The 13,763-nt window shown below is 49.4% G+C and carries 14 protein-coding genes and 1 pseudogene; 5 read left to right on the forward strand and 10 right to left on the reverse strand.

From position 1 onward, the window contains the following. Positions 1-44 precede the first annotated feature (44 nt). Positions 45-2,573 carry a glucans biosynthesis glucosyltransferase MdoH gene (gene mdoH / locus JM656_RS13260; RefSeq protein WP_203358191.1) on the reverse strand — a complete coding sequence of 843 codons (2,529 nt, stop codon included), beginning with the start codon at positions 2,571-2,573 and terminating at the stop codon, positions 45-47. Then, positions 2,566-4,101, reverse strand: a complete 1,536-nt coding sequence (gene mdoG, locus JM656_RS13265; RefSeq protein ID WP_203358192.1) for a glucans biosynthesis protein MdoG — start codon at positions 4,099-4,101, stop codon at positions 2,566-2,568. Before mdoG ends, mdoH begins: the two co-directional genes overlap by 8 nt. A 272-nt stretch (positions 4,102-4,373) precedes the next feature. Here mdoG and mdoC point away from each other — a divergent pair, with 272 nt between their 5' ends. Next, positions 4,374-5,534, forward strand: coding sequence for a glucans biosynthesis protein MdoC (mdoC, locus tag JM656_RS13270; RefSeq protein ID WP_203358193.1), 1,161 nt, complete (start codon positions 4,374-4,376; stop codon positions 5,532-5,534). A gap of 22 nt (positions 5,535-5,556) precedes the next feature. Here mdoC and JM656_RS13275 read toward each other — a convergent pair whose 3' ends face one another. The 6 genes from JM656_RS13275 to csgB form a co-directional block, all read right to left on the reverse strand. Further along, entirely contained in the window at positions 5,557-6,996 is a 1,440-nt protein-coding gene (locus tag JM656_RS13275; protein ID WP_304521074.1) for a phospholipase D family protein, read from the reverse strand. After that, complete coding sequence (gene ymdB, locus JM656_RS13280; protein ID WP_203358195.1) at positions 6,980-7,522, reverse strand: O-acetyl-ADP-ribose deacetylase; 543 nt, start codon at positions 7,520-7,522, stop codon at positions 6,980-6,982. Before ymdB ends, JM656_RS13275 begins: the two co-directional genes overlap by 17 nt. Before the next feature lie 99 nt (positions 7,523-7,621). Next, entirely contained in the window at positions 7,622-7,945 is a 324-nt protein-coding gene (locus JM656_RS13285; protein ID WP_203358196.1) for a type 1 fimbrial protein, read from the reverse strand. 154 nt (positions 7,946-8,099) lie between these two features. Beyond that, complete coding sequence (gene csgC, locus JM656_RS13290) at positions 8,100-8,432, reverse strand: curli assembly chaperone CsgC (RefSeq protein ID WP_203358197.1); 333 nt, start codon at positions 8,430-8,432, stop codon at positions 8,100-8,102. A gap of 59 nt (positions 8,433-8,491) precedes the next feature. Beyond that, positions 8,492-8,950 carry a curli major subunit CsgA gene (csgA, locus tag JM656_RS13295; protein WP_203358198.1) on the reverse strand — a complete coding sequence of 153 codons (459 nt, stop codon included), beginning with the start codon at positions 8,948-8,950 and terminating at the stop codon, positions 8,492-8,494. Between the two features lie 40 nt (positions 8,951-8,990). Continuing rightward, the gene (gene csgB / locus JM656_RS13300; RefSeq protein WP_203358199.1) at positions 8,991-9,446 is read right to left on the reverse strand and encodes a curli minor subunit CsgB; all 456 of its coding nucleotides are present in this window, start codon (positions 9,444-9,446) and stop codon (positions 8,991-8,993) included. A gap of 765 nt (positions 9,447-10,211) precedes the next feature. Between csgB and csgD the strand changes: the two genes are divergently transcribed. Genes csgD through csgG form a run of 4 tightly spaced genes read left to right on the forward strand, consistent with a single transcriptional unit; the run spans position 10,212 to position 12,559 of the window. Then, positions 10,212-10,862, forward strand: a complete 651-nt coding sequence (gene csgD / locus JM656_RS13305) for a biofilm master transcriptional regulator CsgD (protein ID WP_192611845.1) — start codon at positions 10,212-10,214, stop codon at positions 10,860-10,862. 4 nt (positions 10,863-10,866) lie between these two features. Then, on the forward strand, positions 10,867-11,256 hold the full coding sequence (gene csgE / locus JM656_RS13310) for a curli production assembly/transport protein CsgE (RefSeq protein WP_203358200.1): 390 nt from the start codon (positions 10,867-10,869) through the stop codon (positions 11,254-11,256). A gap of 26 nt (positions 11,257-11,282) precedes the next feature. Further along, positions 11,283-11,699, forward strand: coding sequence for a curli production assembly/transport protein CsgF (csgF, locus tag JM656_RS13315; protein ID WP_203358201.1), 417 nt, complete (start codon positions 11,283-11,285; stop codon positions 11,697-11,699). Positions 11,700-11,725: 26 nt separating this feature from the next. After that, complete coding sequence (csgG, locus tag JM656_RS13320; protein WP_203358202.1) at positions 11,726-12,559, forward strand: curli production assembly/transport protein CsgG; 834 nt, start codon at positions 11,726-11,728, stop codon at positions 12,557-12,559. Between the two features lie 38 nt (positions 12,560-12,597). On the opposite strand, the pseudogene JM656_RS13325 reads toward csgG, so the two are convergent. Both JM656_RS13325 and JM656_RS13330 read right to left on the reverse strand, forming a co-directional pair. After that, positions 12,598-13,084, reverse strand: a pseudogene (locus JM656_RS13325) (DUF1097 domain-containing protein); the annotation flags it as partial. 101 nt (positions 13,085-13,185) lie between these two features. Next, positions 13,186-13,740 carry a molecular chaperone gene (locus tag JM656_RS13330; protein ID WP_203358204.1) on the reverse strand — a complete coding sequence of 185 codons (555 nt, stop codon included), beginning with the start codon at positions 13,738-13,740 and terminating at the stop codon, positions 13,186-13,188. Positions 13,741-13,763: the final 23 nt, after the last annotated feature.

Consider the following 13,763-nt stretch of genomic DNA (forward strand, 5'->3'; position numbering starts at 1 on the left):
AAAAAAAATACCGGCACCTGGCCGGTATTTTCATCTCGCTTCGTTTACTTCTTCCTGAGCGCCTGCGGGTTCAGGGTAATTCCCTGATAGTAATTCACCCATGACGAATATCGCTCAGGTGAATTCCAGACACGATAGTGTAAACGCGCCATCGTCACCGGGTCACTCAATAGCACCAGACGGCGGTCGCGATTCAGTTTCTCAGGCGTTTCGTTCAGCGCCTGTTCCACGTGACGGTCACGCGCAATCTCCAGCACCTGGCTCGCACGGTGACGCGCCGTTGCCATCGCCGTCGCCAGCGCATTGAATGACGGGTTAAACACGGCATGCATGAAACCATCGTCCAGCGAACGGTTACGGTTCATCGACAGATACTTATCGGTATCCACCAGCACCTGTGGCGGCGAGTACTCTTCCGGGATCAGGAACAGCTTCCAGCGCTTGGTGCGCAGACCCACCGTTGAACGGCTGGAGATCACCGAAACAAACGGTGACAGGATCAGCGAAAAGACAATCGGCGCCAGCCAGAACAGAAAACGTAAATCCAGCCAGGCCATACCGACAGCCCACACCAGGCCCAGCAGCAGCTGAGAACCATGGCGCATAAAGGCTTCGCCCCACGGGGTGGAATCGTCATCACGCTGCGGCGAGTTCCAGACCACTTCCCAACCGAGGAACGCACTTACCACGAATACCGTATGGAACAGCATACGTACAGGCGCCAGCAGCACGGAGAATAACACCTCCAGCAACAGCGACAGCGTCACGCGAACAAAGCCACCAAACTCTTTTGTCCCTTTACACCAGATGAGCAAAATACTCAGCAGTTTAGGCAGGAACAGCAGCACCATGGTGGAGGCAAACAGGGCAATGGCCAGCTCAGGACGCCACTGCGGCCAGACCGGGAACAACTGACGCGGCTGCAAGAAGTATTGCGGCTCCGTCAAGGCGTGTACCACCTGCAACGCGGTTGAGAGCGCAAGGAACATAAACCACAGCGGTGCAGACAGATAAGACATCACCCCCGTCAGGAACACCGCACGGTGAACCGGATGCATCCCTTTCACCAAAAACAGGCGGAAGTTCATCAGGTTGCCATGACACCAGCGACGGTCACGCTTGAGCTCATCCAGCAGGTTTGGCGGGAGTTCTTCATAAGATCCCGGCAGGTCGTAGGCAATCCAGACGCCCCACCCTGCACGACGCATCAGCGCTGCTTCCACAAAGTCGTGGGAGAGGATAGAACCCGCAAACGAACCTTCACCCGGCAGCGGTGCCAGCGCGCAATGTTCGATAAACGGTTTCACGCGGATAATGGCGTTATGGCCCCAGTAATGCGACTCCCCCAACTGCCAGAAGTGCAGCCCGGCAGTAAACAACGGCCCATAAACACGGGTCGCAAACTGCTGGCAGCGCGCATACAGGGTATCCATCCCGGAAGCTTTAGGCGAAGACTGGATAATCCCGGCATTCGGGTTCGCTTCCATCAAACGCACCAGACCGGTCAGACACTCACCGGTCATCACCGAGTCAGCATCCAGCACCACCATATAGCTGTACTGGTTGCCCCAGCGACGGCAGAAATCATCGATGTTTCCGCTTTTACGCTTAACACGACGACGACGACGACGGTAGAAGATCTGCCCCTCGCCCTGCACTTCTGCAATCAGTTCCATCCACGCTTTTTGCTCTGCCACGCAGATGTCAGGGTTGTAGCTATCGCTCAGAATGTAGACATCGAAATGCGCCGCATTGCCGGTTGCTTTAACCGACTCCCACGTAGCACGCAGACCTGCGAATACACGGTCAACGTCTTCGTTGCAGATAGGCATGATCAACGCAGTACGGTGTTCAGGGTTAAGGGGTTCATCCCCTACCGTTGACGCCGAAATACTGTATTTGTCACGACCGATGAGCAGTTGCAGGAAGCCCATCAACGCCGTCCAGAATCCCGCAGAGACCCAGCAGAACAACACGGCAAACAGGATCAGGATCCCGGTTTGCAGGATGTACGGCAGCAACTGCATAAAGGAAACCAGCAGATCTTGCCCGATCATGTCGGAAGGGTTGATCAACGCCCAGCCCTGATAAGGAAGAATGGTCTTCATATACCAGGTGGCAACAACCGTTTGCGCCAGGGTCAACAATAAAAGCGTGTAGCGACGGATGGTGCCGACGGTACGCCACTTTTGTTCGCTTTCCTGCTCTTCTTTCGTCAGGCGGGAAAGATAGCGTGGCGTAACGTCGCGTCCGCGCAAACGATCCCAGAAACGTCCCACGGGGTTGGTGCGCCAGGGATCGGGAAACATTGAAGAACGCGTCGCTTTCGGCATCGCCTGCAGCTGCTCGCGCCCTTCATCATCCTTAATCAGTTGCCCTTCAGCCAGCGACTCCGGCCAGGCCTGCTCCAGGCGCGCTTTAACCGATCCCTGCGGCGAATCGTCTTCTCGGGGGTAAGTACGATGCTCAGCATCCAGCGCCTCGTGTACGGCGCGGATGTCAGTTTTCGGCAACGCCGCTTTCTCAATATCGGAAAGCGGCAGCGCGTCAATATACTCAGTAGTGTTATTCATTGGCAGGTAACTGGTAGCTCCAGGTTTCGCTCAGCGGCTGATCGACATTGACCAATGCAGCGCGCATTTCAGTAGGTTGCTTCGCATCTTTCACTTTCACGCGCAGGATTAAACGCCATCCTTTGGTAACTGGATTGTAGCGCACGCTGCTGTCAACGATTTCACCGTTATCGCCAATACTGGTTTGTGCCGTTACCGGGGTATCCTGCGGCAGTTTTTTCATGTCCGTACCGGCGAAATCCACGACAAACGCGATGGTGCCGTCAGGCTGTCGAATAAGGTTAGATTGCTTCACATCCCCGGTTGAACGACGGGTCTGCTGCACCCAGGCGTTATCCGGCGCGTGAAGTTTGTCTTCGTCACGGCTGAACGTCAGGGTGTACTTGAAGTTCATCTCTTTGCCTGCTTCAGGCAATTGATCCGGCGTCCAGTAAGCCACGATGTTGTCGTTGGTTTCGTCATTGGTTGGAATTTCAACCAGTTCGATTTTCCCTTTGCCCCAATCGCCTTTCGGAGTGATCCAGGCGCTTGGACGCAGGTCGTAGCGGTCGTTTAAATCTTCAAAACGAGAGAACTGGCGGCCACGCTGCAACAGGCCAAACCCTTGCGGATTTTCCATGGCAAAGCTGCTCACCGCGAGATGTTTCGGGTTGTTCAGCGGACGCCAAATCCACTCGCCATTACCGGCGTGGATGGACAAACCGTTAGAGTCGTGAAGTTCCGGACGATAGTTCGTTGCCGGAGACGGCTGGTTAGGTCCAAACAAGAACATACTGGTTAATGGCGCAACGCCCAGCTTGCCGACTTTGTCGCGCAGATAGACTTTAGACTGCACATCCACCACGGTGTCACGCCCAGGCATTATCACAAAACGATAAGCCCCTGTCGCACGCGGAGAATCCAGCAATGCATAAATAGTCAGACGTTTGTCAGTCTGTTTTGGTCGTTCGATCCAGAACTCGCGGAAGCGGGGAAACTCTTCGCCAGACGGCAGAGCGGTATCGATCGCCAGACCACGGGCAGACAGACCATAAACCTGACCTGCACCAATCACACGAAAATAGCTGGCGCCGAGCATGCTGACGATTTCATCGTTTTTATCTTTGCTGTTGATCGGGTACAGCACTTTGAACCCGGCAAATCCGAGATCTTTTACGGTGTCTTTGTCATGCTGCACATCGCCAAAATTAAAATAATCTGGGCTATATTTAATTCGTTTTACCGCTGTTGCGGTCACTTCGTTGATCTTGACTGGTGTGTCGAAGTACATACCCTGGTGGTAGAACTCGAGCTTGAATGGGGTTTTGAGATTGCTCCAGTAGGCTTTGTCGTGATTAAACTGGATCTGCTGATAATCCGCATATTTCATGTCGCGGAAAACGGAGGGCAAGTTACTTTTCGGCGCCTCATAGCCTTTACCGGCTAAGGATTGAGCTTGCTTCGCCACATCATCAATACTGAACGCCCAGCTCGACGACGTGTACAGCGTTAACATGACGGCCGCACTCAACCAACGCATTTTCATCATTTGTAGTTTATGTTTCATAATAAGTAAGCACTTCCCCCTTTGTGTGCTTATATCGATCCGATCCATTTTAATGGATAATCAGGCATTCCGACAACTGAATCGAGCCATCGTTCAGCGCGCTGGCTCATGGATTAAGCAGGTTCATACGCCTATCTTCACTTTCAGTGCTTATCCTGGAGACAGGTTGTTGGACTTGGTGTAGGGTTGCCTTCGAATGTAACCATAATTTGTCTTCGGGATAAGACGAAAAGTCTGAGAATGCGTGTCCATCTATGAATCCAGTACCCCCGCAACGTGAATACTTTCTTGACTCCATCCGCGCCTGGCTGATGTTGTTGGGGATCCCCTTTCATATCTCACTGATATATTCAGGTCATACATGGCATGTGAACAGTGCGGAGCCGTCGTGGTGGCTTACGCTCTTTAATGATTTTGTCCATGCGTTTCGCATGCAGGTCTTTTTTGTTATTTCGGGTTATTTTTCGTACATGCTATTCCTGCGTTATCCCTTAAAACGCTGGTGGAAGGTCCGCGTAGAACGCGTGGGAATTCCCATGTTGACCGCCATTCCTCTACTCACATTGCCACAATTTATTATGTTGCAATATGTCAAAGGAAAGGCGGACAGCTGGCATACCCTCTCGGCTTACGATAAATATAATGCGCTGGCCTGGGAATTAATTTCTCACCTCTGGTTTTTGCTGGTACTGGTGGTATTAACGACGCTGAGCATGTGGGTGTTTACCCAAATTAAAAAACGTCTGGACGCCGCTGAAAACACGTTGATGACACATATTTCCATGCCGAAACTGACCTTCATCTTTTTCTTACTCGGTGTGGGTTACGCGGTCGTCAGACGCACTATTCTTGTCCTCTATCCTCCCATACTCAGTGACGGCCTGTTCAATTTCGTCGTCATGCAAACCTTGTTTTACGTTCCCTTTTTCATGCTGGGCGCGCTGGCGTTTATCTCGCCTAATTTGAAAGCGCTCTTCACGACGCCTTCACGCGGATGCACCATTGCCGCAGGCCTTGCCTTTGCGGCCTATCTGCTGAACCAGCATTACGGCAACGGTGATGCCTGGATGTATGAAGCGGAGTATGTCATTACCATGGTGATGGGGCTGTGGATGGTGAATGTGGTCTTTTCTCTGGGGCATCGTTTACTGAATTTTCAATCGGCTCGCGTCACCTATTTTGTCAATGCGTCGCTCTTTATCTACCTGGTACACCACCCCTTAACGCTGTTTTTCGGGGCCTACATCACCCCACATATTTCATCTAACTTGCTCGGATTTATATGCGGTCTGGTCTTTGTCATTGGTATTGCGTTAATTCTGTACGAAATCCATTTACGCGTACCGTTGTTGAAATTTTTGTTTTCGGGCAAACCGCCGGTTAAACGTGATAAAAATGATGCGGTGGCCAATTAATTTCCACTATGTGGAATTTAGTCTAGAGCAACCATTCAATCGGTAATAACGACGCCAGTCGCACCTGAACCCGCTTCCAGAATCCTGTGGCGGGTTCTTTTTTTAGTACCACTTCTTCGCTCTGTTGGCGATCGACCCAATTGACGCGCCCCCACTTGTCCAGACGCAGTTGCCAGGCTGAATCGCGCTGCCGTTGTATAAAACGCTCATGAATAAGCGACGCCAACGCCTCACTTTCTATGACAAATCCCATTTCGGTATTCAGCAACGTCGAGCGAGGGTCAAAATTAAGCGAGCCGATGAACACTTTATTGCCATCAATACTGAAGGTTTTTGCATGCAGACTGGAGCCAGAGTTTCCCGTTAATCCACGATCGTGAAGCCCTGCGTCACGCGTGTTGGTCGGTTTCAGTTCATATAACTCAATTCCGTAGCGAAGCAATTTTTTGCGCCAGCGCGCATACCCCGCATGGACAACTGCCACATCATTCGCCGCCAGAGAATTGGTCAGAATCGCTATCCTGACGCCTTTCCTGACCAGTTGCAGCAGTTGAATAACACCAGCGCGGGTCGGGACAAAATAGGCTGAGATAATATCGATTCGCTTTGACGGAGAGCCCATCACATCAAACAATCGTTGCGGCAGCAGCGAATGACGCTGGGCTTTCCCTTCGCCTTTTGAGGGATCATCGCTAAGAAGCCGGGTTTTCGCCCAAATCAAAGGCAGCGAACCGCCATCAAGGTGCGACATAAACTGGCTGGTCTCCAGTTTATTTAAGTAACGGCGAGTCATGTCGTCGTTATACCAGGATTCAGGGAAGTCGAGATGGTGAAGATGCTCGCGTTCGGGCAGTTCCAGCACATCCTGCAGGGTAGAAACCGATCCACAATGCCAGTAACGTTCAAAGTCATCGGCCACCTCTTTCACCACCGGACCGACGGCCATCACGTCAAGATCGGAAAACAGTGGCTCCTCCCCTGCACCGAAATAGGCGTCACCAATGTTTCGCCCGCCGACCAGTGTGATAACCCCATCCGCCGTATAGCTTTTGTTGTGCATACGGCGGTTCAGCCGCGCAAAATCGGTTAAATATCCCAGTACGCGCAGCGTGCGAAACGAGAACGGATTAAACAGGCGGACTTCAATATTAGGATGGTTGTCCAGCAACTGGAGCGTATCGTCCAGCCCTGGGGTGTTGTTATCATCTAAAAGCAGGCGAACGTGGACACCCCGATTTGCCGCTGCCATTAACACCGAAAACAGCAAACGCCCGGACATGTCGTTTTCCCAAATGTAATACTGCACATCCAGGGTACGTTCTGCCATTTCAGTAAGCCGGTAACGGGCGGCGAATGCATCCATACCATCACCCAGCGCAAGGATCCCACACTCACCTGGATGGCTTGAACAAAGAGGCGCGACCGCTCGTTCAAGTCGCGTCATCTCAGAAGGTATCCTCATCGCCCTGTTGAGTCAGCAAGCGTGAGTACAAGTGAGCATTTTCTTCATCATAACAAACGAAATACACCTGATCGGGCAAGGCGCGACGGATAAGAAATTTCGACACCGTTTTCACGGCGATCTCGGCAGCCGCTGCGCGCGGATACCCATACGCACCGGTGCTGATGGCAGGAAAAGCAATGGAGTTGTAACCGTTGGCCAGCGCCAGTTGCAGACTATTCAGATAAGCATCTTCCAGCAGTTCCGCTTCACGGTGCTCCCCACCCTGCCAGACCGGACCGACTGCATGGATCACTGCTTTAGCGGGGAGATCGCCCGCCAGAGTGATAACCGCATGGCCCGCAGGACACTCGCCCATCTGCTGTATCACTTTTTTGCACGCCTCGAGCAGTGCCGGTCCTGCGGCACGATGAATTGCACCATCAACGCCCCCGCCCCCCAGTAATGAAGAGTTTGCGGCATTAACGATCACATCTACAGCCACCTGCGTAATGTCACCGTGCAGAACATGAACACGCGATTTCATAAATCCCCCTAACTTGAGTCTATCTTCTAAGTGTACAGCAGGGGTTTCAATGAAATCGCGCTTTTTAATGACAGTTTGCGTTGTTGCCGTTTCAGCGGCCTATTTGTACTCAATACTCAAAATCGCCATGTTTTTTTGCGCATTAAGATAATGCATTTTCACGTTGGCAATCTGCTGAATCTGTTGAGGCGCGGTCGACACCTGCTGGAGGGTAAACTGGTTGGTTTTCATCGCGCCATTATGCGCACAAGACAGGGAAACCTGCTGCTGCCGGGATGAAACATCACAAGGAGACTCAACGATTTCGCCGCGAAAATGAATAATGCCGCCTTGCACTTTCTTTTCAGCCATTGTCGAGACAGAAAAAAGAATAAGAGCAGCCATGCTCGTCGTCAGAAGAAGCCTGGGCCAACGTGTAAACATGATAGCGCTCCTCAATGATAAATCATCCTTGAGGGGTCGGTGTTTTCCTTTACAGCTGAGATGGAGGTTCACGTCAATGGCGTGGACGCCTCTTTATAGTCATAGAACAACAACCGCTCCCCTGCCATATCATTTATATTAATAAATCAGATGATTATGACGATGTCGCAGAGGACGGCCATTCCTGAGATAAATGCAGTGTTTGTCCGTCCGAAACGGTCACTACAATTTTAACGGAGTCCCCCGCTGAAATATTTAAACTCAGTTTAGTTAAATCAATCGGTTGATTAGCGGGTAAAGAAAGCGTCTTTCTCTGCTGTGTGCGACTTTGCCCCGAAACACCCTCTCGCAAAGAGACAATTTGTACCTGGCACATACAGGGCTGCGTCAGCGTAACCTGAGGGATGATGGTGTACATTTCACCCTGCTGAGTCGTGTTGAAGGTAATTTGGTTGGTCAGCGCTGCAAGGAGTAATAACGTATGCATAATGTCCTCCCGAAAAAAAACAGGGCATTCGCCCTGTTTTCTATAATACAGATTCTGTATTAGTACTGATGGGCTGTCGCATTGTTGCCAAAGCCAACCTGTTTGATGGTCACATCCGAGCCAGAAGCAGTCTGATCCACCAGCGCACCGTTACCACCACCGAACTGTTTAACAGACATAGTGGATTCTTTGCCGTTCCACTGGTCGAGAGTCGCGCTGTTGCCGAAGCCTTTTTGCAGCAGATCGATAGAGCTGTCATCAGAACCCTGACCAACATCTGCACCGTTTCCGCCGCCGTGTTGAGTAATCGTCAGATCAGAGTTTTTAGCATTAGATTGCAAGGCGACAGCTGAGTTACCACCACCGTACTGGTAAATGCTCAAATGTGAATTCGGGCCGTTGTCGCCATGTCCAGGCCAACCACCATTACCGCCGCCGCCATATTGCGGAACAACACCAGCCAGAGCACTGCCAGAAACTACGATTGCTGCAATAGCTGCCACTTTGAAAAGTTTCATGGTAAACCCCCATCGGATTGATTTAAACGTCGTAAAGGTATTAACGTTGAATAACGCGAATAGCCATTTGCGACTGTCTCTGCACCACAACTGCTGTTTTTTGCGTACCATACTGAGTAATATTTGCTTTATTTCCAGAGCCTTTCTGGATAATCATCGCAGTATTACCATATGAACCTTGCGAAATACTTGCATCATTAGAGTTACCCTTCTGATCAATGTACGCAAGGTTATAAGCTCCTGATTGGTCAACCTTCGCCCGGTTATTTCCACCATCTTGTGAAACGACGGACAACTGTTTTGAGCCATCCTGGCGAACATTCGCACTATTATTCGTGCCGACTTGACCAATAATGGCTGCCTGATTAAATGAAGACTTGCTTAATTCATTTACCGCAAAGTTATATTCTGACGTTGCCATATCATAACTTGTCGCGGATGCAATCCCAGGCGCACCCAGTATTGTTAACATCATAAATAACAATTTGTTTTTCATGTTGTCACCCTGGACCTGGTCGTACATGAAGATAAATTAAAAAACTTGTCAAATTTATTGTTAACGCGATGCGCTTTTTGTTAACGCCGCGTTACGATGAAGAGTATGTCTGCGGAAACATTTTAAATAACTCACCCGCGAGTTGTATTTTGATATTTCGGTTCACACCAAAGTGCTAATTAACCACTAATCCCGCTGTTATTTCCGTCGTTTTTATTTTTTCAAAGTCAGGGCGCATTGCATTTCTATGCAAAGGGGAAAACTGGCGTTCCCGGTACATTTTAATGGGGTTCTGTAGCACGGAAGATAGTCTGGCAGCACGAGTCGTTACAAGCGTCGTTTTTTTTGCACTTAAAAATGATCGCTGGAATCCAGAACGAATTCTTTAAAATAAAAAAGGAAGAAAGTCGTAATCAAAAATTACACAAATACCTTAAAATCAATTGCTTAATATAATTTGTATGATTTTTTAAATCTATGCAATAACGGCAAAATGTACAACTTTCTTATCAAATCTAATCTTAAAAAAACCTTATGATTAACATATTAATATATATTTTTACATTTAGTTACAAGTTTAACACTTGCTTTAAGGTTTGTAATGACTAGATTGAAATCAGATGTAGTCCATTAGTTTTATATTTTGCCCATTAGGGCTGATTTATTTCTACAAACAGCAGTGCAACATCTGTCAGTACTTCTGGTGCCTCTATTTTAGTAGAGGTAGCTGTCAGGTGTGCGACTAAAAAAAAGTGGGGTTTCATCATGTTTAATGAAGTCCATAGTATTCATGGTCATACATTATTGTTGATCACTAAACCGTCCCTGCAAGCTACGGCCTTATTGCAACATTTAAAGCAATCTCTGGCGTTAACCGGAAAACTGCACAATATTCAACGTTCTCTGGATGATATCTCTGCCAGCTGCATTGTTTTACTGGATATGATGGAAGCCGATAAAAAGCTCATCCATTACTGGCAAGACAACTTAAGCCGGAAAAACAATAATTTAAAAACATTATTGTTGAATACTCCCGACGATTATCCGTACAGGGATATTGAAAACTGGCCTCATATCAATGGCGTGTTTTACGCAGCAGAAGATGAAGAGCGTGTCGTAAACGGATTGCAAGGGGTCTTGCGCGGTGAATGCTACTTTTCGCAGAAACTGGCCAGTTACCTGATAACGCATTCAGGAAACTATCGCTATAACAGCACAGAGTCGGCACTTCTCACGCACCGCGAAAAAGAGATCCTTAATAAGCTACGTATCGGCGCGTCAAATATTGAAATCGCTCGTTCGCTGTTTATCAGCGAAAACACGGTCAAGACGCACCTTTATAATCTTTTCAAGAAGATAGCAGTCAAAAACCGAACACAGGCGGTTTCGTGGGCAAACGATAACCTCAGGCGGTAAAGCCATGAAACGCTATCTGACCTGGATTGTAGCGGCTGAATTACTCCTTGCCTCCGGGAATCTACACGCAGTTGAAGTCGAGGTTCCCGGATTGTTAACTGACCACACGGTTTCGTCTATTGGGCATGATTTTTATCGTGCCTTTAGCGATAAGTGGGAAAGTAAATACACAGGCAACTTAACCATAAATGAAAGACCCAGTGCGCGTTGGGGAAGTTGGATCACCATAACGGTAAACCAGGACGTTATCTTCCAGACATTTTTATTCCCGACGAAACGAGACTTCGAGCGAACGGTTGTCTTCGCACTAACAGAAACTGAGGATGCATTAAATCGCCGGCAAATAGACCAAACGCTATTAGGCACCGGTGATTTAGCGCGTGATGAATTCTAATACATATTCTTTGTCCGGAGGCTGTCATGCGTGTTAAACATGCAGTAGTTATACTCATGATTATTTCGCCACTCAGTTGGGCTGGCAATATGACATTCCAGTTCCGAAATCCTAACTTTGGCGGAAACCCCAATAATGGGGCATTTCTATTAAACAGCGCCCAGGCGCAGAACTCCTATAAAGATCCTGATTTCGATGACGACTTTGGGATTGAAACACCCTCTGCGTTAGATAACTTCACCCAGGCAATTCAGTCGCAAATACTGGGGGGGTTACTCACCAATATTAATACCGGGAAACCCGGCAGGATGGTGACCAGTGATTTCATCATTGATATATCCAATACGGATGGTCAACTGAAGTTGAATGTCACAGACAGAAAAACAGGTAAAGTCTCCACCATTGAGGTGTCAGGTTTACAAACAAATTCAACCGATTTTTAAGCATCAGCCACAAAAGGACAATAATCATGCAGCGCTTACTGATTTTGGTTGCCGTATGCTTACTGAGCGGATGCTTAACCGCCCCGCCTAAAGAAGCCGCTAAGCCGACATTAATGCCCCGTGCGCAAAGTTATAAAGACTTGACGCATTTGCCTATGCCGACAGGTAAGATTTTTGTCTCGGTTTACAATATCCAGGATGAAACCGGACAATTTAAACCTTATCCGGCAAGTAACTTCTCAACCGCAGTGCCACAGAGTGCTACTGCCATGCTGGTGACAGCGCTAAAAGATTCTCGTTGGTTCGTCCCGCTGGAACGTCAGGGACTGCAAAACCTGCTGAACGAACGTAAAATCATTCGCGCAGCGCAAGAAAATGGCACCGTTGCCATCAATAACCGTATACCGCTGCAATCATTGACTGCTGCGAATATTATGGTGGAAGGGTCGATCATCGGCTATGAAAGCAATGTGAAATCAGGTGGTGTGGGCGCCCGGTACTTTGGTATTGGTGCGGACACGCAGTACCAGCTTGATCAAATTGCCGTCAACCTGCGTGTGGTTAACGTCAGTACCGGTGAGATCCTCTCCTCCGTAAACACCAGCAAGACCATCCTGTCTTATGAAGTCCAGGCAGGGGTATTCCGCTTCATCGATTATCAACGTCTGCTGGAAGGTGAGATTGGCTACACCTCTAACGAACCGGTCATGCTATGTCTGATGTCTGCTATTGAAACAGGCGTTATCTTCCTGATTAATGACGGTATTGATCGCGGTTTGTGGGATCTGCAGAATAAATCAGAGCGTCAGAACGACATTCTGGTGAAATATCGCCATCTGTCAGTCCCTCCGGAATCCTGATACGCAAAGCAAAAAAAAGCGTGAGATCTTCTCACGCTTTTTTTATTTGCTGGGCACCGCTTGCGATGCGCCTCGCGCCCGGCGGGATGCCAGCCAGAGTCCGCTGTTTTTCATCGCGTAGCCAAAAACCAGCCCCAGGGCGAGCGAAGGCAAAACCAACCGCCAGTCCCCCTGTCCTGCGAACGTCGCACATGCCCCGATAAAGGTTCCCGGAACAAAGGAAAGCAACAGTTGCTTAGCCTGAATGCACATCAGGAACGCGACAATTCCGGTCATGATATAGCCGACAATCTCAAGATGCGGTGCAAGCGCACTGCCATGAATGATCACCAGTGCCCATACCATGCCGCTTAATAGCGTACATGCCGACATCGCCAGCCCTTTCAAGCCGCCCTGAGGGCACGCAAAATAGGCTGTGCACCCCAGAAAACCGGCCCAACTGAGCAAGCCCAGAGACACGGCCACCCATCCCCAGATACCGGAGAGAATGCCCGTTGTAATTGCAATGGAGAGAAGTATGTTCATGGGCCGCATCATAGCAGAAAAACCGCATACGAATGCGATCGCGCACACAAATCATGCAAGCACTACATTAAGCTTGCAGTAAATAGTGATTCAGATCACATTCACTCTTCAGCGTCTTCCTGCAACTCGTCCCACATCGCGCTGATCGCATCACGTGTCAGCGGTGCCATCGTACGCCAGAACGGCGTCGTTGCATGCGCTTCTACTTTGCCCAGGAATGTTCCGCACCAGGGGAGCAGATATTCAACGAACAAGGTTTCCAGCGCTTCACTTTCATCTTCAGCTGACTGATCTTCCAGCCATGATGCCGCCAACAGCAACGTGCCAAGATGATCGGCCGGCGTATCCGCCAGAGGCATTCCGCGAGCAGAAAGGAATGCCCGGACCTCAGACTCGGCAGCGCCTTCTACCCATGCACTGCGATAAGGCGGCACCGCGCACTCATCACCGACGAACAAGGCATTATAATCTGCCGCCAGTTGCGCCATATCACAGCTTTTCTGTAACCGGGCCAAAAAATCATCTTGTTCCAGTGGCCAACTGGCTGACAATTTACCTTCACGAATCAGCGTAAACAGCGGAACCAGTAAAGGGTCCTGTGGTTGGCGGTAGTACAGCGATCCCAGCACGCGACACAGGATAGAAAACTCGTTCATTTAGGTATTCCAGTTATTAACAA

It is taken from the genome of Citrobacter sp. R56, from assembly GCF_016811995.1.
GTDB lineage: Bacteria > Pseudomonadota > Gammaproteobacteria > Enterobacterales > Enterobacteriaceae > Citrobacter_D > Citrobacter_D enshiensis.

Coding starts and splice junctions, on each gene's coding strand:
- mdoH (WP_203358191.1), bottom strand. CDS start 2,573: ATGAATAACACTACTGAGTATATTGACGCGCTGCCGCTTTCCGATATT.
- JM656_RS13285 (WP_203358196.1), bottom strand. CDS start 7,945: ATGTTTACACGTTGGCCCAGGCTTCTTCTGACGACGAGCATGGCTGCT.
- mdoC (WP_203358193.1), top strand. CDS start 4,374: ATGAATCCAGTACCCCCGCAACGTGAATACTTTCTTGACTCCATCCGC.
- csgA (WP_203358198.1), bottom strand. CDS start 8,950: ATGAAACTTTTCAAAGTGGCAGCTATTGCAGCAATCGTAGTTTCTGGC.
- mdoG (WP_203358192.1), bottom strand. CDS start 4,101: ATGATGAAAATGCGTTGGTTGAGTGCGGCCGTCATGTTAACGCTGTAC.
- csgD (WP_192611845.1), top strand. CDS start 10,212: ATGTTTAATGAAGTCCATAGTATTCATGGTCATACATTATTGTTGATC.
- csgC (WP_203358197.1), bottom strand. CDS start 8,432: ATGCATACGTTATTACTCCTTGCAGCGCTGACCAACCAAATTACCTTC.
- JM656_RS13330 (WP_203358204.1), bottom strand. CDS start 13,740: ATGAACGAGTTTTCTATCCTGTGTCGCGTGCTGGGATCGCTGTACTAC.
- csgE (WP_203358200.1), top strand. CDS start 10,867: ATGAAACGCTATCTGACCTGGATTGTAGCGGCTGAATTACTCCTTGCC.
- csgG (WP_203358202.1), top strand. CDS start 11,726: ATGCAGCGCTTACTGATTTTGGTTGCCGTATGCTTACTGAGCGGATGC.
- csgB (WP_203358199.1), bottom strand. CDS start 9,446: ATGAAAAACAAATTGTTATTTATGATGTTAACAATACTGGGTGCGCCT.
- csgF (WP_203358201.1), top strand. CDS start 11,283: ATGCGTGTTAAACATGCAGTAGTTATACTCATGATTATTTCGCCACTC.
- JM656_RS13275 (WP_304521074.1), bottom strand. CDS start 6,996: ATGAGGATACCTTCTGAGATGACGCGACTTGAACGAGCGGTCGCGCCT.
- ymdB (WP_203358195.1), bottom strand. CDS start 7,522: ATGAAATCGCGTGTTCATGTTCTGCACGGTGACATTACGCAGGTGGCT.